Below are 21,151 nucleotides of genomic sequence, written 5' to 3'. Positions count from 1 at the left end.
CTTCCGGGCCCCGTCGTCACGGGCTGAACGACAGGAAGACGAAGGCGGCGAAGATCGAGAGGTGGACGCCGCCCTGGAGGAGGTTGGCACGTCCGGGCACCACGGTCAGGGCGCTCACCACACCGGTGAGGACGAGCAGGACCATGTGGAGCGGGCCGAGACCGAGCACGAGGGGCCCGGACAGCCAGATCGAGGCGAGCGCGATCGCCGGAATCGTCAGTCCGATACTGGCGATCGCCGAGCCGTACGCGAGGTTGAGGCTGGTCTGCACCCGGTCCCTGCGGGCCGCGCGGACGGCGGCGAGGGTCTCGGGCAGCAGCACCATCAGGGCGATGACGACGCCGACGACCGCCTTGGGCAGGCCCGCCGACTCGACGCCGTCCTCGATGGTCGGCGAGATCAGCTTGGCGTTGCCGACGACGGCGACGAGGGCGACCAGGAGCAGACCGAGGCTGGTCCAGGTGTCGCGCCGGGTGGGCGGCTCGGCGTGCTCGTCCGCCGAGTCGTGGCCGGGACGCGGCACCGGCAGGAAGTAGTCCCGGTGCCGCACGGTCTGGACGCCGACGAACACGCCGTACAGACAGAGGGAGGCGACGGCGGCGAAGGCGAGCTGCGCGGTGGAGAACTCGGCGCCGGGCCGGCTGGTGGTGAAGGTGGGCAGGACCAGCGTCATCGTGGCCAGGGTGCAGACGGTGGCGAGCGCGCCTCCGGACCCCTCGGCATTGAAGACCGCGACCCGGGTGCGGAGGGCGGCGACGAGGAGGGACAGGCCGACGATGCCGTTGCATGTGATCATGACGGCGGCGAAGACGGTGTCACGCGCGTACGTGGAGGTCTTCTCACCGCCTCCGGCCATCAGCGTGACGATGAGCCCGACCTCGATGACGGTGACCGCGACGGCGAGGACAAGTGAACCGTAGGGTTCGCCGACGCGGTGGGCGATGACCTCGGCGTGGTGGACCGCCGCGAGGACGGCGGCGATGAGGCAGAGCGTGATGAGCCCGACGGCGAAGCCCGGCAGATCCCGCCCCCAGGCCGCCCCGAGCGCAAGCGCCGCCACCACCGGCCCCCAGGTGGTCCACTGCCGTGCCGTCGCCGCCGTACTCGAACTCATGATCCGCATCCTGCCACAAAGGATGATTTCAGCCGTTTCGTTCCGTGGTCGCGGCCGGTGGACGAGCGGCTGGAGCGGGCGCTCCCGACCCCCCTCCCAGTACGGGTCGCGGAGGCGGCACTTGTACAGCTCGCCGTGGGGTTCGCGGGGCATGACCGGGATGAAGCCGACCGTCTTCGGGCGTGGGAAGCCCGCCAGGCGGTCCGCGCCGTGGGGCAGCATCGCGGCGACGAGCGCGGGTCCCGGCTCGTCGCCCTCGGTCGTCTCGACGACGGCCTTGGCCTCCTCGCGCCGGTCGGCGTGCGGGACGCCCAAGGCGGCGGCGTGCGGGACGCCGAAGGCGGCGGCGTCCGCGACGGCAGAGTGGGCGAGCCGCGCCGCCTCGATCTCGGCCGGGTGACAATCCTGGAAGGACTTCCGGAGCCGACCCCTTGGCCTGCGCCTGAGCCTGAGCCGGGTGCGGGGGAGATGACGGCTGCGGTCTTGAACGTGCGAAGGAGGCGTCGAGAGGGTGGCCATGGCGGAAGGCGCGGGCGGGGCCAGTGGGGCCGGCAGGGTCGGTGGGGGCGGCAGGGTCGGCGGGACCGGAAGGGTCGGGGGGAACGACAGGACCGGGCGACGCACCATCCTGCGGCCGGGCTCGGCCGAGGAGGCCGGGCTGCTCTGCCCGCACCTGGACGGGCTGGTCACGGAGGCGGAGAGGTTCCTCGCGCCCTCCCCCACGCACCCCTGGTACGCGGGCGCCGTCCTGCTCGCCGGCCGTGGCGGGATCGTCGCCCTGCACCGGGCGATCGGCTCGGCGGTGCGGTACTCGGCCTACGACCGGACGACGGACACCGGCGTCGAACTGCCGCCGGAGCGCCGGGTCCCCATGACCGAGGAGACCGTCTTCGACCTGGCGTCGGTCACCAAACTGTTCACCTCGATCCTGGCGGTGCAGCAGATCGAGCGCGGAACGCTGGACCTGGAGGCGAGGGTCACGGCGTACCTCCCGGAGTTCGGTGGCGGCGGGAAAGGGGAGGTCACGGTCCGTCAGCTGCTCACCCACACCTCGGGACTCCGGGCGTGGCTTCCGCTGTACGAGAAGCGCACGCGGGAGGGAAAGCTGCGGCTGCTGTGGGGCGAGGTCCCGGCGCACTCGCCGGGGACCGCGTACCTCTACTCCGATCTGAATCTGATCACACTTCAGCTGGTGCTGGAGGAGATCACCGGTCTCGGTCTGGATGTCCTGCTCCACGACGAGATCACCGCTCCACTCGGGATGCACCGCACTCGTTTCGCCCCACCGCTCTCCTGGCGGCCGGGAATCGCCGCCACCGAGGACGCCCGACCGCCGTGGTCCGGCCTCGACCGGGGCATGGTGCGGGGCGAGGTCCACGACGAGAACGCCCACGCCCTCGGCGGGGTCGCGGGCCACGCCGGGATCTTCTCCCGCGCCTGGGACCTCGCGATCCTCGCCCGCACCCTGCTGAACGGCGGGTCGTACGGCCCGGCCCGCATCCTCTCCCCCGCCTCGGTGGACCTCATGTTCACCGACTTCGCCGGCGCCTTCCCGGGTCACGCCCACGGCCTCGGCTTCGAGCTGCACCAGCACGGGTACATGGGCGCGATGGCCACTCCCCGTACGGCCGGGCACACCGGATTCACCGGTACCAGCATGGTTCTGGACCCGACGACCGACACGTTCCTGATCGTCCTCGGCAACTCCGTGCACCCGGTGCGCTCCTGGCGCTCGGGCTCCGCCCCGCGCGTCGCCCTCGCCAACCGGCTGGCCAGGGCCGTGCCCGTACGGTCGGCCGGGGGACGCGCGGCCTGGTTCTCCGGCATGACGAGCGGCAGCACCGGGACGCTCACCCTGCCGCCGGTGCCGGGTGCGGCGCGGTTCGAGTGCGCCCTGTGGTGGGACACCGTGCCCGACGCGGACGCGACCGCCCTGGAGGCCTCGGCGGACGGCGGCAGGACCTGGCGGCCGGTGCCCTTCACCACCGACGGGCGCACCGAGCACCCCACGGGGACGGTCGGCGGCTGGTCCGGGCGGGTATGGCACACCGTGTCCGCGCCGCTGAACGAGGCGGACGAACTCGTGCGCTGGCGGTACACCATGGACCGGCGGTACGTGGGGCGCGGCGTGTACGTGGACGGGCTCCGGCTCATCGACGGGGCGGGGCGCTCGGTGTTCGACGCCGCGCGGCCGGCGGACGAGGCACGGATCGAGGCGAACGGATGGAGCAGGTCGGTCGATTGAACACGCCGGGCGCAGCCCCCGCGGGGACCCCGGACACGTGATCACATGAGATACCGTCCCGGCGGGAGATCTCCTTCGTAGCGAGGTGTTTCCTTCGTGTCGTCCCTCCCCGAACGCCGTCCCCCGGGCGCGCGCCGCTTCCCCCTCTCCGCATGGCTGTGCGCTCTCTCCCTCGCCGTCCTGGCCACGGTCGTGCTCGCGGTCGCACCGCCGTCCCGCGCGGTGGCATCGGGGACGAGCGCCACCCCGGCGTCCACCGCACCGCTCACGCCCCAGGTGCTCAACACGCCGTTCAAGGCACGCGAGAACTACTTCTGCACGCGGATTCCCGCCCTCGTCACCAGCACCGACGGCGTCCTCCTCGCGTTCGCCGAGGGCCGCAACCGGCTGCCGACGACCGGTTGCCACGACGTCGGCGACAACGACATCGTGCTCAGGAGGTCCCTCGACGGCGGTGCGCACTGGGAGGACCTACGGGTCGTCATCGGCGCGGGAGACACGCGCGCGCACGGCAACCCCGTGCCCGTGGTGGACGCCGCCACCGGCCGGATCACCCTGCTGTACGCCAGCAGCGACTGGAACCGTGACGGGGCCAAGCCCGATCGTGACGGCTTCCCCCGTACCATCCACGCCGTCCACAGCTCGGACGGCGGCGTGACCTGGTCCGCGAGCGTCGAGCTGCCGCAGTTGAAGGCCCCCGGGTGGGGGTGGGTGTCCACCGGACCCGGCCACGGCATCCAGCTCACCCGCGGACCGCACCGGGGCCGGCCGATCGTGCCCGGCGACCACACGGCGGGGGGCAACACGACCGCGGGCGCCCACCTGTACCACAGCGACGACGGCGGCCTGACGTGGAAGCTCGGCGCCGTCACCCCGGCCGTGAGCAAGTCCGGAGCGTTCCCGGCCGAGTTGACGGTCGCGCAGACCACCGACGGCGCCGTCTACGTCAACGCGCGCAACTCCGAGCCCAGCCGCTGCGCGACCAACGAGCACCGGCTGGAGACCACGAGCGCCGACGGCGGCGCCTCCTTCGCCGCGCCCTTCACTCCCGTGGCCGGTCTGGACACCTCCCCGACGTTCGGCTCGCTGCTGCGGCTGCACGCACACGACCAGGACGGCAGGCCCGACCGGCTGCTCTACTCCGGTCCCTCCCGCCTGGGCCCGAACCCGCTGGAGGACCGGCGCGAGCTGGCCGTCCGCTCCTCGTACGACGAGGGGAAGACCTGGAAGACCGTGGGCACCCTGGTCTCGGGGGCCCGCACCGGCTACTCCGATCTGACCCTCCTGCCGGACCGCTCCCTCGGCGTCCTGTACGAGACGGCGGGCAACATCCCGCACGGCAACCTCGTCTTCGCGGCCTTCACCGAGAAGGACATGGACGACGCCGCGACCGAGCTGCGCCGCCCGCGCACCGCCGACACCCGGGTGCGGCCGCCCGGCGAGGCCGGCAACCACGCCGTCATCCACGGCGGGGCCGCACTCGGAACCCGCCTCGGCGGCAAGGCCATGGACTTCGACGGTACGGACGACTACCTGCGTCTGGTCTGCTCGCCGTCCCTGCGGGTCGACGACCGGGACTTCACCGTCACGGCCTGGTTCCGGCACTCGGCCACCACCGGCACGCTGCCGATCGTGTGGGCGTACGGCATGCCGGGCACGGACCCGCTGAAGAAGGGCCGGCACTTCTCGGTCAGGGCCGAACCCGGGGCGGGGAACGTCCTGCGCGCCACCGTCGGCACGGACATCGGCTCCACGGAGGTGACGCTCCCCTCCTCGTACAACGACGGCGCATGGCACCACGTCGTGTTCACCCGCGCCGGTCTCACCCTCGGCCTCGCGGTGGACGGCGGCGCCCCGGCCACCGCCGCCATGCCGCAGGGGGCGTCGGCGGCCGACAGGAACGTCACCCCCGCCGCCCAGTTCAACATCCACATCGGCGCCCGGCCCGACTTCCCCGACCAGCCGGCCGGGGTGGCGCAGCTCTTCCGGGGCACGCTGGACGACGTCCGGCTCTTCCGGCGCGCGCTCACCCCGGCCGAGGCCGCCCAGGTGAAGAGCGGCTCGCTCGACGTGGCCACCGCGGACGAACGTCTCCGCCTCGGCTTCTCCACCGTCTGGTAGAGCCGCTCACTCTCAGGCGCCCGGTTCCGAGGCCGTACGGAGGGCGGTGAGCACGGGGCTGATCAGGGGGTGCTCCTCCGCGCCGCGCCGGACGGCGGCGAAGACCCTGCGCGTCGGGGCCACACCGTCGATCGGGCGGACCTCCACCCCCGCGAGTTCCATGCCGCGCAGGGCCGAGCGCGGCACGAGCGCCACTCCCGCGCCCGCCGAGGCGAGGGCGACGACCGCGCGAAAGTCGTCGGACGCGTGCTCCAGGCGCAGGGTGAACCCGGCGTACTCGCAGGCCAGGACGGTGACGTCATGGCAGGGGTTGCCGGTGGACTGGCCGATCCAGGTGTCCTTGGCGAGGTCGGCGAGCGCGACCCGCTGCTCGTGCGCGAGCGGGTGGCCGGCCGGCAGGACCGCGTCGAAGGGCTCCGCGTACAGCGGGACGCGGGTGAGGCGCGCGTCGTCCTCGCCGGGAGCGCCCCGGTACTCGACCGCGACGGCCACATCCACCTGCCGGTCGAGGACCATGAGCAGGCTCTCGTCGCCCTCGGCGTCCCGGACCCGGACTCGGATGCCGGGCGCGGTGCGGGACAGGGCCGTGAGGGCGGGGGCCACCACGAGTCCGATGCCGGTGGCGAAGGCGGCGACCGTGACCGTACCGGCGTCACCGGAGCTGTAGGCGGCGAGTTCCGACTCGGCGCGCTCCAACTGGGCGAGGACGGCGTTGGCGTGGCTGAGCAGGATCTCGCCGGCCGGGGTGAGGCGGGCGCCCCGGGCGCTGCGGTCCACCAGGCGGTGACCGGTCTCCTGCTCCAGGGCGGCGAGCTGCTGGGAGACGGCGGAGGGGGTGAGATAGAGCGCGGCGGCCGCCGCCGTGACCGTGCGGTGGTCGGCCACCGCACGGAGGATGTGCAACCGCCGCGCTTCGATCATGCCCCTAGTCTCGCAGGCCGCGAGACCGGCTCTCGTCCCGGCCGCGCGGGGTCCGGGACCGGCCGGGCGCGCCGCCAGACCGCCCCCCGACCTGCCGCGCGGGCCGCGGGACCGGCCCCCGCCCCGGACGCGCGGGCGGCGGGGAACCCCTGACTCCGCACGCGAAGGGCGCGGGGAATCCCCGACCCGGACGCGCGGGTCGCGGGGCCTCGGACCCGGCGCGTGGGCCGCGGGGCCTCGGACCCGGCGCGTGGGCCGCGGGGCCTCGGACCCGGCGCGTGGGCCGCGGGGAACCCCCCGCCCCCGGACGCGCGGTCCGCCAGACCGGCGCTCGCCTCAGCCGCGCAGGGCGGTGCGGGTCTCGACGAAGGCGTCGACGGCCCGGTTCACGTCGTCCGTGGAGTGGGCGGCGGAGAGCTGCACCCGGATCCTGGCCTGACCCTGCGGCACGACCGGGTACGAGAAGCCGATCACGTACACACCGCGCTCCAGGAGCAGTTCGGCCATGCGGCCCGCCTCGGAGGCGTCGCCGATCATGACCGGGGCGATGGCGTGGTCGCCGGGGAGGACGTCGAAGCCCTCGGCCGTCATGCGGGTCCGGAACAGCTCGGTGTTGGCGCGCAGCCGCTCGCGGAGGTCACCGGCGGACTCCAGGAGGTCCAGGACCTTGAGCGAGGCGGCGGCGATCACCGGGGCGAGGGTGTTCGAGAAGAGGTAGGGGCGGGAGCGCTGGCGCAGCAGGGCGACGATCTCGGCGCGGGCGGCGACGTAACCGCCCGAGGCACCGCCGAGGGCCTTGCCGAGGGTGCCGGTGATGATGTCGACGCGGTCCATGACGCCGTGCAGCTCGGGGGTCCCCCGGCCGCCGGGGCCGACGAAGCCGACGGCGTGCGAGTCGTCGACCATGACCATGGCGTCGTAGCGCTCGGCGAGGTCGCAGATCTCGTCGAGCGGGGCGACGTAACCGTCCATGGAGAAGACGCCGTCGGTGACGATGAGCTTGCGCCGGGCGCCGCCCTCCGTGGCCTCCTTCAGCTGCTGCTCCAGGTCGGCCATGTCGCGGTTGGCGTAGCGGAAGCGGCGGGCCTTGGAGAGGCGGATGCCGTCGATGATCGACGCGTGGTTGAGGGCGTCGGAGATGACGGCGTCCTCGGCGCCGAGGATCGTCTCGAAGACTCCGCCGTTGGCGTCGAAGCAGGAGGAGTAGAGGATCGTGTCCTCCTGGCCGAGGAAGGCCGAGAGGCGCGCCTCCAGCTCCTTGTGCACCTCCTGGGTGCCGCAGATGAAGCGGACGGACGCCATGCCGTAGCCCCAGCGGTCCAGCGCCTCGTGGGCGGCGGCGATCACCTCGGGGTGGTCGGCGAGGCCCAGGTAGTTGTTGGCGCAGAAGTTGAGCACCTCGCCGGGGCGCCCTTCCCCAAGCTCTCGGCTTCGCTCGAGCAGGGGAGACCCCATCGCGGTCACGGAGACGGTGGCCGACTGGGGCGTGCCGATGACCCGCTCGGGCTTGTGAAGCCCGGCCTGCCGGATCTCGTCGAGGGTGGCGCGGATGTCGTCGCGTACGGAATCGAACATGGGTCAGGCTCCCGCAGTCCAGTCGAGGATGATCTTGCCGCTCTTGCCGGAGGCCGCGTCGTCGAAGGCGGTCTCGAAGTCGGTGTACGCGTAACGCCCGGTGATGACGGGGGCGAGGTCGAGGCCGCCCTCCAGGAGCACCGACATCGCGTACCAGGTCTCGAACATCTCGCGGCCGTAGATGCCCTTGACGGTGATCATGGAGGTGACGATCTTCGCCCAGTCGACGGCGAAGTCCTCGCTGGGCAGGCCCAGCATGGCGATCCTGCCGCCGTGGGTCATGTTGGCGACCATGTCGCGCATGGCGTGCGGGTTGCCGGACATCTCCAGGCCGACGTCGAAGCCCTCCTTGAGTCCGAGGGTGCGCTGGCCGTCGGCGATGGTCTGCTCGGTGACGTTGAGGGCGAGGGTGACGCCCGTCTTGCGGGCGAGGGCGAGACGCTCCTCGCTGACGTCGGTGATCATCACGCTGCGGGCGCCGGCGTGCTTGGCGACGGCGGCGGCCATGATGCCGATCGGGCCCGCGCCGGTGACGAGGACGTCCTCGCCGACGAGCGGGAAGGAGAGCGCCGTGTGCACGGCGTTGCCGAACGGGTCGAAGATCGCGGCGATGTCGAGGTCGACGGCGACGCGGTGCACCCACACGTTGGACGCGGGCAGCGCCACGTACTCGGCGAAGGCCCCGTCCCGGCCGACGCCGAGGCCGACGGTGGCGCGGCAGAGGTGACGACGTCCGGCCAGGCAGTTGCGGCACTTGCCGCAGACGAGGTGGCCCTCGCCGCTGACCAGGTCGCCGACGGCGATGTCGGCGACGTCACGGCCGACGGAGACGACCTCGCCGACGAACTCGTGGCCGATGGTCAGGGGCGTGGCGATCGTCTTCTGCGCCCAACCGTCCCAGGAGCGGATGTGCAGGTCGGTCCCGCAGATACCGGTCCGCTTGACCTTGATCAGTACGTCTCCGGGGCCGGTCTCCGGCTCGGGCACGTCCGTGAGCCAGAGTCCCGGCTCCGCCTTCAGCTTGACCAGCGCCTTCAATGCATCGGCTCCCGACGTGCGTGTCCTGTGATGTGGGGGCGCGGGCACGACTGAGTGCCCAAGATCCCTGGAAGAGAATCTTCCGTACGGAGCGCTCGCGGTCCATCGAGGATTTCTTAAGCGCGCTCGCAGATCAGCTTCACACCCCAGGCGGGGGCCCGGCGACGTCGACGCGCCCGAACGGCGGGGCCCCGTGCGGGGAGGCTCCGGGGGCCACCGTGGGACGGAACTCCCTCACCGGCCCAGGGCCGCCATCGCCGCGTTGTGGCCGGGGATGCCGCTCACTCCCCCGCCTCTGATCGCGCCCGCCCCGCACAGCAGCACGTTGGCGTGCCGGGTCTCGACGCCCCAGCGGCCCGTGCCGTCCTCCGCGTACGGGAAGGAGAGGTCGCGGTGGAAGATGTGGCCGCCGGGCAGGCGCAGTTCGCGTTCGAGGTCGAGCGGGGTCTTCGCCTCGACGCAGGGGCGGCCGTCCGCGTCGAGGGCGAGGCAGTCGGTGATCGGTTCGTCCAGATGGGCGTCGAGCTGGTCGAGGGTCGCCGCGAGGAGGGCGGCCCGGGTGCCCTCGTTGTCGGCGGTGAACAGGCGTGCGGGGGTGTGAAGCCCGAACAGGGTGAGCGTCTGGTGGCCCGTGGCGGCGAGGTCGCGGCCGAGGATCGTCGGGTCGGTGAGCGAGTGGCAGTAGATCTCGGAAGGCGGGGCGGAGGGCAGCCGTCCGGCGGCGGCCTCGGCGTGTGCGGTGGCCAGTTGCCCGTACCCCTCGGCGATGTGGAAGGTGCCGGCGAAGGCCTCGTGCGGGTCGACGGACCGGTCGCGGAGTCTCGGCAGCCGGGTGAGCAGCATGTTGACCTTGAGCTGGGCGCCTTCCGGGGCCGGCGGCGGCGTCTCGCGGAGCAGGGCGGCGAGGTCGCGCGGGGAGGCGTTGACGAGGACGTGGTCCGCCTCGACGGTGTCCTCGCGGTCGGCGGTGCGGTAAGTGATCGCGGCGCGGCTGCCGTCGGTCTCGATCCGGGTGACCTCGTGGCCGGTGCGGAGGTCGGCGCCCGCGGCGCGAGCCGCGTCGGCGAGGGCGTCGGTGAGGGCGCCCATGCCGCCGACGGGCACGTCCCAGTCGCCCGTGCCGCCGCCGATGACGTGGTAGAGGAAGCAGCGGTTCTGCGGGAGCGACGGGTCGTGGGCGTCGGCGAAGGTGCCGATGAGGGCGTCGGTGAGCACGACGCCGCGGACGAGGTCGTCGGCGAAGGTCCGTTCGACGCTGACGCCGAGGGGTTCCTCGAAGAGGATCCGCCAGGTCTCGGCGTCGTCGACGCGGTCCCGGAGCACGGCGCGGGTCGGGAGCGGCTCGGTCAGGGTGGGGAAGATCCGGCGGGCGGCCCGGCCGGTGCGGGCGTAGAAGTCCTGCCACGCCTCGTACTCGCGGTCGGAGCCGGTGAGCGCGGCGAAGGAGGCACGGGTGCGGTCGGGGCCGCCACCGACGAGGAGGCCCCCGTCGCCCTTCGGGGTGTACGAGGAGACGGACCGCTTCCGCACCGCGAACCGCAGCCCCAGCTCGCGCACGATCTTCTCGGGGAGGAGCGAGACGAGGTACGAGTACCGGGAGAGCCGCGCGTCGACCCCGGCGAAGGGCCGGGTGGAGACGGCGGCGCCACCGGTGGATCCGAGCCGCTCCAGGACGAGCACGGAGCGTCCGGCGCGGGCCAGGTAGGCGGCGGCCACCAGGCCGTTGTGGCCGCCGCCCACGACGACGGCGTCGTAGGAACGGGCGGCGGCGGACGGTGGGGAAGCGGTCATGGCTCATGCTCACACGGGGCGCCGGGCCGGGAAAGAGGGCGGTGGAGTGGGGCGGGGGGCCGGTCGCTCCAGTGAAGGATCAGGGCGGTGCGGGCGGCCGCTCCCAGGAGGACCAGGGCATGGGGCCGCTCTCGGTGGGATCGCAGTGGGGTGGGGCGGCCGCTCGCAGGAAGACCAGAGCCGGTGGTCGCTCTCTCGGGCGGATCACAGCGGGGCGGGGTGGCCGCTCGCAGGAAGACGAGGGCCGGGGGCGGATCACGGCGGGGGCGGGGTGGCCGCTCTCAGGAGGAGGGCCGCCGCTTCGGTGTGACGGCCCAGGCGGTCCAGACAGTGGGCCTCGTCGTCGAGCGCGGCGACGGTGTCGGGGTGGGCGGGACCGAGGAGGCGGGCCCGGGCGGCGGCGACCGCGCGGTGCGCCTCCAGCGCCTCCGCCCAGCGGCCGAGCCGGCCGAGGGCGACGCCCGCCTCACGGCGGCTCAGCAGGGTGTCCGGGTGGTCCGGTCCGAGGACCCCCTCCCGGTCCGCGTGGACGCCCTCGGACTCCGCGAGCGCCTCCGGCCAGCGGCCGAGGCGGCCGAGGTTGACCGCGAGGGCGTGGCGGGCGCGCAGGGTCTCGGGATCGTCGGCGCCCTGCGCGCGGGCGCGGGCCTCGACGAGGTCGTGGCAGACGGCCAGGGCGTCGGCGGCCTGGCCGAGCCGGCCGAGGCAGACTCCGGTCTCGTAGCGGGCGGCGAGGGTGTCCGGGTGATCGGGGCCGAGGGCGGCGGCACGCGCGTCGGCGACCGCGCGGTACTCGGCGAGCGACTCCCGCCCCCGGCCGAGGCGCCCGAGGGTGTACGCCACCTCGTGCCGGGTCAGGAGCGTGTCGGGATGGTCCTCGCCGAGCAGCCGAGCCCGTGCCTCCGCGACCTCGTGCGCCGTGCGGTACGACTCCTCCAGGCGACCGAGGCGGCCCAGCGTGAACGCCAGGTTGTGACGGCAGCGCAGGGTGTCGGGGTGGTCGGGGCCCACGGTGCGCTCGCGTGCGGCGAGGACGGTGACGTACACCTCGTACGCCTCGGGGTGCCGTCCGAGGCGCCCGAGGGCGTACGCCCGCTCCTGCCGGGCGGCCAAGGTGTCGGGGTGGTCCTCTCCGAGGACGCGGGCGCGGGTCGTGGCGACCCGGTCGAAGACGCTCAGGGCGTCGGCGGGACGGTCGAGCCGGGCGAGGGCGAAGCCCACCTCGTAGTGGCTGGCGAGGGTGTCGGGGTGGTCCTCGCCGAGGGCCGCCGCGCGGTGCTCCGCGACCGACCGGTGCACGGCCTCGGCCTCGTCCCAGCGGCCGAGTCGGCCGAGGCCCATCCCCGCCCGGTACCGGCCGGCGAGCACGGCGATCAGCTCGGCGGAGGGGGTGACGCGCGCGGGCACGCGCGCGTCCGGCGCGGGGCCGGCGGTGGTCCATTCGGTGGTGAGCACGGCCGCGGCGGGATCGTGGGCGATCGGGCGCGGCGCGGCTCCCGCGTCGGCGGGCCGGTGCCCGGGCGTGATCCCCCGTGCCCATGCGGGCGCGGCAGCCGGGTCGGGAGCGCCGGGGGCGGCGACGACGGCGACGGCAGGGCCGGGCCGCATGTCCGGACCGAGGACCGGCGCAGGTCCGGGCCCTGGACCAGGAGTCGGATCCGGACTCCCTCCCGGACCATGCCAAGGTCCCGGACCCGGACCCCCCGGATCCACACCGGGACCGGGCCACGGCCCCGGCCCCGGCCCCGGCCCCGGTCCCGGCACAACGATCCCCCCTGGAAGGGACATGCCGGCCGTGGTCCCGGGAAGAGACGGCGAGATCCGCCCCGAGACGATTCGGCGGCGCAGGTCACCCGCGTCGGCCGGTCGTTCCTCGGGCACCTTGGCGAGGAGGTCGACGACGATCCGGTCGAAGTAGTCGGGCAGCTCGGCGCGGTGCGCCCGCGGCGGGCTCGGCACCGTGTCCCGGTGTCCGATGAGGATGGCCCAGGAGTCGCCGAGGTCGAAGGGCGGGGCGCCGGTGGCCAGTTCGTACAGCACGCACCCCAACGAGTAGAGATCGCTGCGGTGGTCGATCTCGCCGCCGCCGATCTGCTCGGGGGACATGTAGTGGGGTGTGCCCATGGCGATGCCGGTCCCGGTGAGGCGGGAGGTGAAGCCCATGTCGGCGCCGAGGCGCGCTATTCCGAAGTCGCAGATCTTCACCGTCCCGTCCCGCAGCCGCATGATGTTCGCGGGCTTCAGGTCGCGGTGCACGATGCCGTGGCCGTGGGTGTACGCGAGGGCGTCGGCGACCTGGTCGGCGATCTCGACGACGTCCTGGACGGGCAGCGGATGCTGGGCGTTGGCGGTGAGGAGCTGGCTGAGGTTGCGCCCCTCCAGGAGCTCCATGACGAGGAAGAGCACGCCGTCGTCCTCGCCGAAGTCGTGCACGACGGTGATGCCGCGGTGCTGGAGCGCGGCGGCCACCCGCGCCTCGCGCCGGAACCGCTCGCGCACGATGGTGAGGACCTGGGGGTCCTGCTGCGGTCCGAGTGGTTTGAGGCACTTCACGGCGACCCCGCGGCCGAGCGCCTCGTCGGTGGCGCGCCACACCTCGCCCATGCCTCCGCGGCCGATGACCTCGTGCAGGCGGTACCGGCCCTGGATCAGTCTGGAGTCCCCCATCGTGTGCTGCCGCCCCCGTCGGTTTCCTACGCCTTCTCCGGCTGCTCCAGTATGGACGCCGGTTCGGACACTGGGTACGGGGCGGGGTACGCGTAAGGGTCGGGTCGCGTCTGCGGGCCGGGCCGGTCGGGGGCGCGGACGACGTGTCCCGGCGGGAAGGGCCCGGCGAGGCTCGCGGTCCGTGTGAGCCGGCCCCCGGGTCCCGGAAGCTGCTGTTGATCATGACGCCGCGCACGGCACCCCATCGAGCGTCACAGCCCGCGCGTCGGCCGGCGAGCCGACACGCGTAGGCGAGATCGGGCCGCCCCCGGACTGACGAGTTCTCGCCAACCACGTGAAGGCGGGAGCCCCGGACAGGGTGTTCCGGCGGCCGACGACGACCTGCCGGGGACCGCACCGCAGGACTCTCCGTATACATCGGCCGGTCACCGCCCGGCCTCGAAGTCGGGCCCAAGCCGTCCATCCACGGCAAAAGGACAGGCACCAACGCGCCACCTGGCTCATTTAATTCGTCCGAAACAACAGCGAAACGAATCACTCTTTACGAAAGAAATCAGCCTCGACCTGACGGCAATTCATGGTCACGCTTGATTGCCCGTACGAGGGAGTCCTAGGGTTCACTCCTGCTCAAGATCACCGGAGCTGAAGCGCCACCGTCGGCACCGTTCACCCATGCGCAGCCGACAGAAGAAGCCCGCGAATGGACGCCACAGAGGAGGTCGAGACATGAATACGGTCCGAATTCCTGACAGTGAAAAACAGGCACTCATGGCGCTCATTCCCACCGACGCGACACAACGCGTCGCGATCGGGACATTGGGCCCAAAGGGGACCAGTAGCGAGCACATCGCGCGACTGATGTTGCAGTGCGTCGGCGATCCCGAATCCTGCCGGATCGTCCTGAAGGACACCTTCGAGCAGTGCATGGACGCACTCGTCGGTACTCACATCGATCTGGCCCTGGTCCCGCACGCCTATGCCGATATCAACGCTTTCTACATGCATCCGGGTCTGGAGCCGGTGAGCGTCTTTCACGGGAGTACGCCGGAGTACGGCCTCGCGGCGCGGGCCGACTTCGCCTTCCACGAAGAACTGCTCAGCACCGAGACCGTAGCCACTCACCCGGCTCCCGTCCCGATGCTGCGGCACCACTTCGACCATCCCGTGAAGCTGGCCACCGTCAGCTCCACGAGCCAGGCGGCCGATCACGTCGCCAGCGGCCGCTACAACATCGCTCTCACGAACGAGCAGGCGGTCGAGGAATACAACCTGAAGTTCGTCTACAGGTTTTCACGGATCCCCATGACCTGGACGGTCTTCTCAAGGAGGAAGGATCTCCATGTCCGCTGAAGTGCGTGAGCACCCCTACTTCCCGGCTCCCGGAGTCACCCGACACGACGACGGGGTCCGAATCGAGTCCTACCGACGCGAGGACACGGAAGTCCGGCTCCTCTATATCGCCCCCGGAGCTGCCGTACGGAGCGATGAATCCCGGCAGGAAGCACACGTCGGAATGGTCATCCGCGGTGAGCTCTCCGCGACGGTCGGAGACGTGACGAGGCTGATGAAGCCCGAGCACGACGTGTACGTCGCGCCTCCCGGCATCGAGCTGTCGGCCGTGAACACGGACTCGGCCGAATCCATTCTCCTGGAGATCAGGCGCCGCAAGGCGGGCGAGTCCTACCCCGCGCCGAGCGGCTACTTCCTCGAACCGCTCGAATCGCGCAAGTTCGTCAAGATGGACGTCACGTTCTTCCTGGCCGACTGGATCGAGCTGATGATCGCCGACATTCCCGGCGGCGGCGAGATGCCGTACCACAAGCACTCCCACGAGCAGATCGGGACGTGCCTGGACGGTCGGTACGAGATGACGGTCGAGGGCTCGCGCCACGAGCTGCAGTTCGGCGCCACCTACTTCTGCGGGAGCCAGGAGGGCCACGGCGCCGCGAACCCGAACGAGGGCCTGGCCCGCTCCCTCAACATCTTCATCCCGCCGCGCTACCACCGGGTCCCCCAGCAGGAAGCCGAGCAGGAGTCCCGGTGACCCGGGTAGCGATCATCCTGGGCGCCGGCCGCGGCATCGGGAGGGCGACCGCACTGCACCTGAGCGCCAAGGGGTACGCGACCGTCCTGTGCGCGCGCAGCTCCCCCGACCTGGAGAAGGTCGCCGCGGAATCGAGGGCGGTGACGGCCGACGGCGGGCGGGCCACGTACGTCCTTCCGGGCGACGTCACCTCGCGGGCCTTCCGCGAGGAGCTGGTGCGGGACGTCGAACGCCGTTTCGGCAGGATCGACGTCCTGGTCAACAACGCCCCCGGACCGCCGCCCGGACACTTCGACGACATCATGGTCGACGACGTGCGTTCCGCGATGGATCAGAAACTCGTCCCGTACCTGGATCTGATCAAGTCCGTCGCCCCCGTGATGGTCCGCAACGAATTCGGCCGGATCGTCAACATCGTCGGCAACATCGGCAGGGAGCCGGCCGCCGGCATGTTTCTCTCCGGTCTGGTCAACGCGGCGGTCGCGAATGCCAGCAAGTACCTGGCGGGTCAGTACGCCAGACACCACGTGACCGTGAACTGTGTGCACCCCGGGGTCATCCGGACGCAGCGCTACGACAACGCCGTCGCCCATATGAGCCGGTCCGGCGCCATGTCACGACAGGAGGCGGAGGACCGCCTGCGCAGGGCCATCCCGATGGACAGACCGGGAGAGGCCGACGAGGTCGCCGCCCTCATCGGCTTTCTGGCATCCGATGAATCGTCCTACGTCACCGGTCAGCAGATCTCGGTCGACGGCGGTCAATTGACATGCGTGTGAGAGGAGACCTGCTCATGTTCGAGGACAAGGTGGTCATCGTCACCGGTGCCGCGTCGGGGATCGGCAGGCAGACCGCGATCGAGTTCGCGCGACAGGCCGCGAAGGTCGTCGTCGCGGACATCGACGAGAAGGGCGGGACCGAGGTCGTCGCCGCGCTCAGGAGCGACGGACACGACGCCGTCTTCGTGCCGACGGACCTGACGGTCGAGGCGGACTGCAGGAACCTCGTCGCCGCCGCCGTCGACGGTTTCGGGCGACTCGACGTGCTGGTCAACAACGCCGGCATAGAGATAACCACTCCTTTCCACGAGATGTCGGAGCACGAGTGGGACAGGTTGGTCGACACCAACCTGAAGAGCATGTTCCTGTGCTCCAAGCACGCGCTGCGCGAGATGATCACGAGGACGAGCGGAGTCATCGTCAACGTCTGCTCCGTGAGCGGTCTGGTGGCCTGGCCCGGCATCGCCGCGTACAACTCGACCAAGGGAGGTGTGATGATGCTGACGAAATCACTCGCCGTCGACTACGCGCGGTACAACATCAGGGCGAACTGCGTCTGCCCCAGCATCATCGACACCCCGATGACGGACGTGTCCAACGGACACGACGCGGACATCAAGGCCGAAAAGGCGAAACTGAACCCGATCGGGCGGCTGGGCACGCCGGAGGACGTCGCGAACGCGATTCTGTTCCTCGCCTCGGAGAAGTCGTCGTTCATCACGGGCAGCGCGCTCACCGTCGACGGCGGTTACACGGCGATCTAGCCGTCTCGTTCCACCTGCACGAATTGAAAGGTTGGCTGGAGTGTCGGACCGATCGACCGACGAGGAACACCCCGGTGGGTTCCCCGTCCTGACCGTCCTCGCACTGATGGCGGGAATCTTCGCCGTCGGTTCGGAAGAGCTGGTGGTCTCACCGCTGCTCGTGAACATGGCCGACTCCTTCGGCGCGACGGTGGCCCTGATGGCGCTGTCCGTCAGCGTCTACGGCATCGGTACGGCGGTCGGCGCGTTGCTCTTCGCTCCGCTCGGGGACAGGGTGTCGCGCCGCCTCAGCCTGGTCGTCGGGATGGTGATGTTCGTCCTGGGAACCATCCTGTGCGCGTCCGCCACCGGGCCGGGGATGTTCTTCGCGGGCAGGGTGCTGGCCGGCCTGGCGACGGGCGCCTTCGTCCCCACGGCCTATGCCTTCGTCGGTGACCGGATTCCGTACCGGCACCGCGCCAAGGCCATGGGCATCCTCGTGTCGAGCTGGTCGCTCTCCCTCGTCCTCGGTGTGCCCATGGGGTCCTTCGTCGGGGAATGGGCGGGCTGGCGCTGGACCTTCGGACTGCTCGCGATCCTGGGCGCCCTCGTCGTCCTCGTGCTGCTCCTGGTCGGAGGCGGGAAGCCCGCCGGGGGCGGTGCGACGGCGTCGGAGGAGGTCGCGGAGCCGGCGGAGCGGGGCTGGGTGCGCTCGACCGCCCAGGCGTTCCGCGCCCCGAAGGTGTCCGTCTACGTCCTGGCGACCTTCCTGAACATGTTCGCCTTCTACGGGATGTACACCTTCCTCGGCAGCGCTCTGCAGTACCGGTTCGGCTCGGGCAGCTCCTTGACCGGCGTCATGATCCTGCTCTACGGGCTGGGGTTCGCGACCAGTTTCGTCACCGGCAGGTGGGCCGACGAACTCGGCAAGGAGAAGGTGCTGGTCGCCCTTCTCGCGGGGCTGGTCCCGGCCCTGGTGGCCATCCCGCTCGTCACCGGGTGGACGGCGCTCCTCGTCGTCTGCCTCTTCCTGTGGGGCGCGATGCAGAGTCTGGTCGTCACGCTGCTCAGCACGCTGCTGAGCGAGTGTTCACCCCAGCACCGCGGCGCCATCCTGGCGTTCTACAGCCTCGCGACCAACCTCGGCGTGGCCCTCGGGGCGGCCCTGCTCGGCCCCCTGTTCACCGCGTACGGATTCTCCGCCGTGGGCTGGGTCTGCGCCGGGATCACGCTCATCGCATTCGGTCTGAGCGGATGGGTGTACCGGCGCCGCCACGAGGGATCCCCCGGCGCCCGGGGCGCGGGCAAGGACGGCGCGGGCAAGGACAAGGCTCACGAGACGAGGGTCGCGGCACATGAAGACTGAGTTCGCGCGACGGCTCCTCGACCTGCCCAGGAGTTCCTTCGCGACGACCGTGGGCAGGATCGACCAGCTCGTCGGAGCGGGTGAGGACGTCGTCAACCTGTGCCAGGGGAATCCTGACCTGCCCACCCCGCCGCACATCGTGGAGGCGCTGCGCCGTGAGGTGCTGGACCCCGACACCCACCGCTATCCGTCCTTCTCCGGACTGCTCGAACTCAAGGCGGCCATCGCCCAGTGGTACGAGGCGAACCACCAGGTCCGGCTGGACCCGGAGACGGAGGTCGCGATCCTGTTCGGAGCGAAGGCCGGTCTCGTGGAGATCAGTCAGTGCTTCCTCAACCCGGGCGACGTCTGCCTGATGCCGGACCCGGCCTTCCCCGACTACTGGGCGGGCGTAGTCCTCGCCAGGGCCCGCATGCACACCCTCCCGCTCCTCAGGGAGAACGGCTTCCTGCCGGACTACGCCGCGCTCGACCCGGCGACGTGTGACCAGGCCAAGCTGATGTTCCTCAACTACCCCAACAACCCCACCTCGGTGACGGCGCCGCCGGAGTTCTACGAGGACACGGTCCGCTTCGCGGCCGAGCACGACGTGATCGTGGCGTCCGACTTCGCGTACGGGGCCCTGGGCTTCGACGGCCAAGTCCCCGTCTCGTTCCTCGCGACGGAAGGCGCCAAGGACGTGGGCGTCGAGTTCATCTCGCTGTCGAAGATGTTCAACATGGCGGGATGGCGGATCGGTGCCGTGGTCGGCAACCGTGACGTCGTCGCCGCGATCAACCTCATCCAGGAGCACTACTACGTCTCGCTCCCGCCGTTCATCCAGCGGGCCGGCGTCGCGGCCCTGTCCGGACCGCAGGACTGCGTCCGGGAGCTCACGGGGATATACGAGCGCCGCAGGGACGTCTTCGTGTCCGGGATGCGCGAGACCGGCTGGCGGATCGACACCCCACGGTCGATCTTCGCCTGGCTGCCGATACCCGGCGGCACAGACTCCGTCGCGTTCGCCGACGAGCTGCTGACACGGGCGAAGGTCGCGGTGGCACCCGGCCGTTGGTTCGGGGCGTACGGCGAGGGTTACGTGCGGGTCAGCCTGCTCGCACCGGAGGAACGACTCCGGGAGGCCGTCGTCCGACTGTCCGAGTTCCGTAACGCCGAGGGAGAAGGAACCCCCCATGACTGACACGACCGCGAGCACGAACGGGATCGACCAGGAACGCCTGGCTATCGACGAGCTCGACGGGCACATCATCGAGCTGCTCTCCCGACGCGCCCGGATCTCCGACCGCATCCAGCGGAGCCGCATGGGCTCCGGCGGCCCACGGACGGAGCTGAACCGGGAGATGGACGTCCTCGCGCACTACCGGGACGGCCTCGGGCCGTACGGCACCCAGGTCGCCATGAGCGTGCTCAAGCTGTGCCGGGGTGCCGGTCCGCGGGAGCTTCTCGCGCTGGCCGGGGAAGCGAACGACCGGTCCGCCTGAGCCACATCCCCCTCGATCCGCAGGAGATCCACCGTGATACGTCATGTCGTGCTGTTCAAGTTCAAGCCCGGGATCGACTGGAACGACCCGCGCGCCGTGGAGGCGGAACGTTCCACCGCCAAGGTGGGCGGCGAGGTGCCCGAGCTGCGTGCCTGGCGCTACGGGCGCAACGTCTCCACCCGGCCGATCGCCTACGACTTCCTCGCCGAGGGGCTCCTGGACGACATGGAGGCGGTCGACCGGTACATCGTGCACCCGTTCCATCAGGAATCGGTCCGTCTGTGGCGTGAGATCAGCGAATGGGTCGTCGTCGACGTCGAGGACTGAGACATACCGGTCGAGGTCCCCTCGGGCATCGAGCCCCTGTCCGGTCCCACCGCCGACCCGTGGGCCCGCATGCGGGGCCCTGTCACCCCCGCCGGGCAGCTCCGGGCCGCCCGCGGCCGGCACCGTCTCCTCCGGTCGTTCCCGGCGGAGGCCGACGCCCGTCGGGCGCGGACCGTCCCTGATCCGGCCGGCTGCCTGGCCCTGCGCCGGGAGACCATGGCGATGCACGTCTCCCTGGACGTCGCGGAACGGACCGGCCGCTACGAGGTGCCCGACCGGTCCTCACCGACGAGATGATCTCGGATGAGGTGTCAGTCCTTCTTCTTCATCCATGCGGAAGCCTGGGGACGGCTCGGTTCACGTCGGCTCCGCTCGCTCTGCTCGGCTCCGGGCGGTCCTCGGCCCCGGTGCGGGGCTGCCGAACCGGGGCCGAGGGGGTAGGGAGGAGCAGGGGAGGGGGGTACGGAGAGGGATGCCGCGGGCGAGTACGGGCGCGGGCCGATGCCCCGGGCCCGGCCGGCCTACGGCAGGAGCTCGTCCATGGAGGCGCGACCCTTCTCCGCCATACGGCGTTCCGCCCAGGCGAGGCTCTTCGGATTCACGTCACGGCCGGAGGCGAGGACCAGGTCCTCGGCCGTGAACTCGCCCTCCGACCCGGCGTGGAGCAGCCGGTCGGGCGTCGGGAAGTCCCCCAGGGACGTCTTGTCGGGCTCAGCGTTCATGCCGCCTCCTACGTGTTCTTCCGGCACTGGCCATTCTCGTGTCCGGCCCCCGGGACCGCATCCGGGCGAGGCCGGGGCGGGCGGTGGGGGGCGGGCGGTGGTGCGGGGCGCGGGGGCACCCGGGCGCACCCCGGGATCCCTGAGACCCCTGGAGCACCTGGGGTCCCTGGGGTGCCTTTCCGGCTCCCGCTTCCCTACGCGTCCGCCCCGGCGCGGC

18 protein-coding genes and 1 pseudogene are annotated in these 21,151 nt (G+C 71.6%); 11 read left to right on the top strand and 8 right to left on the bottom strand.

The features are described 5' to 3' along the window. Positions 1-16: 16 nt before the first annotated feature. Both ABZ567_RS23630 and ABZ567_RS23625 read right to left on the bottom strand, forming a co-directional pair. Complete coding sequence (locus ABZ567_RS23630; protein ID WP_360793223.1) at positions 17-1,114, bottom strand: ionic transporter y4hA; 1,098 nt, start codon at positions 1,112-1,114, stop codon at positions 17-19. 72 nt (positions 1,115-1,186) lie between these two features. Continuing rightward, positions 1,187-1,519 (bottom strand): annotated as a pseudogene (locus ABZ567_RS23625) (acyl-CoA synthetase); the annotation flags it as partial. Between the two features lie 112 nt (positions 1,520-1,631). Between ABZ567_RS23625 and ABZ567_RS23620 the strand changes: the two are divergent. Together ABZ567_RS23620 and ABZ567_RS23615 are read left to right on the top strand one after the other, a co-directional pair. Next, the gene (locus ABZ567_RS23620; protein ID WP_360793222.1) at positions 1,632-3,359 is read left to right on the top strand and encodes a serine hydrolase; all 1,728 of its coding nucleotides are present in this window, start codon (positions 1,632-1,634) and stop codon (positions 3,357-3,359) included. A 96-nt stretch (positions 3,360-3,455) separates the two neighbouring features. Then, complete coding sequence (locus ABZ567_RS23615) at positions 3,456-5,480, top strand: sialidase family protein (RefSeq protein ID WP_360793071.1); 2,025 nt, start codon at positions 3,456-3,458, stop codon at positions 5,478-5,480. Positions 5,481-5,492: 12 nt separating this feature from the next. Here the strand turns inward: ABZ567_RS23615 and ABZ567_RS23610 are convergent, their stop codons facing one another. The 5 genes from ABZ567_RS23610 to ABZ567_RS23590 form a co-directional block, all read right to left on the bottom strand. Next, complete coding sequence (locus ABZ567_RS23610; RefSeq protein ID WP_360793069.1) at positions 5,493-6,401, bottom strand: LysR family transcriptional regulator; 909 nt, start codon at positions 6,399-6,401, stop codon at positions 5,493-5,495. 336 nt (positions 6,402-6,737) lie between these two features. Next, positions 6,738-7,976: a glycine C-acetyltransferase gene (locus ABZ567_RS23605; protein WP_360793067.1), complete on the bottom strand. Its 1,239-nt coding sequence runs from the start codon at positions 7,974-7,976 to the stop codon at positions 6,738-6,740. Between the two features lie 3 nt (positions 7,977-7,979). Continuing rightward, positions 7,980-9,014: an L-threonine 3-dehydrogenase gene (tdh, locus tag ABZ567_RS23600; protein ID WP_360793065.1), complete on the bottom strand. Its 1,035-nt coding sequence runs from the start codon at positions 9,012-9,014 to the stop codon at positions 7,980-7,982. Between the two features lie 234 nt (positions 9,015-9,248). Then, on the bottom strand, positions 9,249-10,805 hold the full coding sequence (locus ABZ567_RS23595) for an NAD(P)/FAD-dependent oxidoreductase (RefSeq protein WP_360793063.1): 1,557 nt from the start codon (positions 10,803-10,805) through the stop codon (positions 9,249-9,251). 255 nt (positions 10,806-11,060) lie between these two features. Beyond that, positions 11,061-13,472, bottom strand: a complete 2,412-nt coding sequence (locus ABZ567_RS23590; RefSeq protein WP_360793061.1) for a serine/threonine-protein kinase — start codon at positions 13,470-13,472, stop codon at positions 11,061-11,063. A 726-nt stretch (positions 13,473-14,198) separates the two neighbouring features. Here ABZ567_RS23590 and ABZ567_RS23585 point away from each other — a divergent pair. From ABZ567_RS23585 to ABZ567_RS23545, 9 genes are read left to right on the top strand one after another with little or no spacing between them, the layout of a single operon-like run. After that, a complete protein-coding gene (locus ABZ567_RS23585) occupies positions 14,199-14,822 on the top strand; it encodes a hypothetical protein (RefSeq protein ID WP_360793059.1) in 624 nt (207 codons plus the stop codon). Next, complete coding sequence (locus ABZ567_RS23580; protein ID WP_360793057.1) at positions 14,812-15,516, top strand: cupin domain-containing protein; 705 nt, start codon at positions 14,812-14,814, stop codon at positions 15,514-15,516. The genes ABZ567_RS23585 and ABZ567_RS23580 overlap by 11 nt, the downstream gene beginning before the upstream one ends. Beyond that, positions 15,513-16,295 (top strand): SDR family oxidoreductase, encoded by a 783-nt coding sequence (locus ABZ567_RS23575; protein ID WP_360793055.1) that lies wholly within the window; start codon positions 15,513-15,515, stop codon positions 16,293-16,295. The genes ABZ567_RS23580 and ABZ567_RS23575 overlap by 4 nt, the downstream gene beginning before the upstream one ends. Positions 16,296-16,309: 14 nt before the next feature. Then, a complete protein-coding gene (locus ABZ567_RS23570) occupies positions 16,310-17,059 on the top strand; it encodes a glucose 1-dehydrogenase (protein WP_360793053.1) in 750 nt (249 codons plus the stop codon). A gap of 40 nt (positions 17,060-17,099) precedes the next feature. Next, positions 17,100-18,404 (top strand): MFS transporter, encoded by a 1,305-nt coding sequence (locus ABZ567_RS23565; protein WP_360793051.1) that lies wholly within the window; start codon positions 17,100-17,102, stop codon positions 18,402-18,404. Next, positions 18,394-19,584 (top strand): aminotransferase class I/II-fold pyridoxal phosphate-dependent enzyme, encoded by a 1,191-nt coding sequence (locus ABZ567_RS23560; protein WP_360793049.1) that lies wholly within the window; start codon positions 18,394-18,396, stop codon positions 19,582-19,584. Before ABZ567_RS23565 ends, ABZ567_RS23560 begins: the two co-directional genes overlap by 11 nt. After that, positions 19,577-19,885 carry a chorismate mutase gene (locus ABZ567_RS23555; protein ID WP_360793047.1) on the top strand — a complete coding sequence of 103 codons (309 nt, stop codon included), beginning with the start codon at positions 19,577-19,579 and terminating at the stop codon, positions 19,883-19,885. Before ABZ567_RS23560 ends, ABZ567_RS23555 begins: the two co-directional genes overlap by 8 nt. Before the next feature lie 33 nt (positions 19,886-19,918). After that, the gene (locus ABZ567_RS23550) at positions 19,919-20,212 is read left to right on the top strand and encodes a Dabb family protein (protein WP_360793045.1); all 294 of its coding nucleotides are present in this window, start codon (positions 19,919-19,921) and stop codon (positions 20,210-20,212) included. Positions 20,213-20,215: 3 nt separating this feature from the next. Continuing rightward, positions 20,216-20,509, top strand: a complete 294-nt coding sequence (locus tag ABZ567_RS23545) for a hypothetical protein (RefSeq protein ID WP_360793220.1) — start codon at positions 20,216-20,218, stop codon at positions 20,507-20,509. Positions 20,510-20,733: 224 nt separating this feature from the next. Here the strand turns inward: ABZ567_RS23545 and ABZ567_RS23540 are convergent, their stop codons facing one another. Beyond that, positions 20,734-20,934 (bottom strand): hypothetical protein, encoded by a 201-nt coding sequence (locus tag ABZ567_RS23540; RefSeq protein WP_030216321.1) that lies wholly within the window; start codon positions 20,932-20,934, stop codon positions 20,734-20,736. Between the last annotated feature and the right edge of the window lie 217 nt (positions 20,935-21,151).

It is taken from the genome of Streptomyces sp. NPDC016459 (genome assembly GCF_040632845.1).
Taxonomy (GTDB): Bacteria; Actinomycetota; Actinomycetes; order Streptomycetales; family Streptomycetaceae; genus Streptomyces.
Note: the sequence above shows the minus strand (reverse complement) of the source record. Positions and strands in the feature narration are given on the sequence as shown.

Excerpts from the sequence above, each read along its gene's own strand:
- ABZ567_RS23630 (WP_360793223.1), bottom strand. The coding sequence starts at position 1,114 with ATGAGTTCGAGTACGGCGGCGACGGCACGGCAGTGGACCACCTGGGGG.
- ABZ567_RS23620 (WP_360793222.1), top strand. The coding sequence starts at position 1,632 with ATGGCGGAAGGCGCGGGCGGGGCCAGTGGGGCCGGCAGGGTCGGTGGG.
- ABZ567_RS23610 (WP_360793069.1), bottom strand. The coding sequence starts at position 6,401 with ATGATCGAAGCGCGGCGGTTGCACATCCTCCGTGCGGTGGCCGACCAC.
- ABZ567_RS23605 (WP_360793067.1), bottom strand. The coding sequence starts at position 7,976 with ATGTTCGATTCCGTACGCGACGACATCCGCGCCACCCTCGACGAGATC.
- ABZ567_RS23595 (WP_360793063.1), bottom strand. The coding sequence starts at position 10,805 with ATGACCGCTTCCCCACCGTCCGCCGCCGCCCGTTCCTACGACGCCGTC.
- ABZ567_RS23590 (WP_360793061.1), bottom strand. The coding sequence starts at position 13,472 with ATGGGGGACTCCAGACTGATCCAGGGCCGGTACCGCCTGCACGAGGTC.
- ABZ567_RS23585 (WP_360793059.1), top strand. The coding sequence starts at position 14,199 with ATGAATACGGTCCGAATTCCTGACAGTGAAAAACAGGCACTCATGGCG.
- ABZ567_RS23580 (WP_360793057.1), top strand. The coding sequence starts at position 14,812 with ATGTCCGCTGAAGTGCGTGAGCACCCCTACTTCCCGGCTCCCGGAGTC.
- ABZ567_RS23570 (WP_360793053.1), top strand. The coding sequence starts at position 16,310 with ATGTTCGAGGACAAGGTGGTCATCGTCACCGGTGCCGCGTCGGGGATC.
- ABZ567_RS23560 (WP_360793049.1), top strand. The coding sequence starts at position 18,394 with ATGAAGACTGAGTTCGCGCGACGGCTCCTCGACCTGCCCAGGAGTTCC.
- ABZ567_RS23555 (WP_360793047.1), top strand. The coding sequence starts at position 19,577 with ATGACTGACACGACCGCGAGCACGAACGGGATCGACCAGGAACGCCTG.
- ABZ567_RS23540 (WP_030216321.1), bottom strand. The coding sequence starts at position 20,934 with ATGAACGCTGAGCCCGACAAGACGTCCCTGGGGGACTTCCCGACGCCC.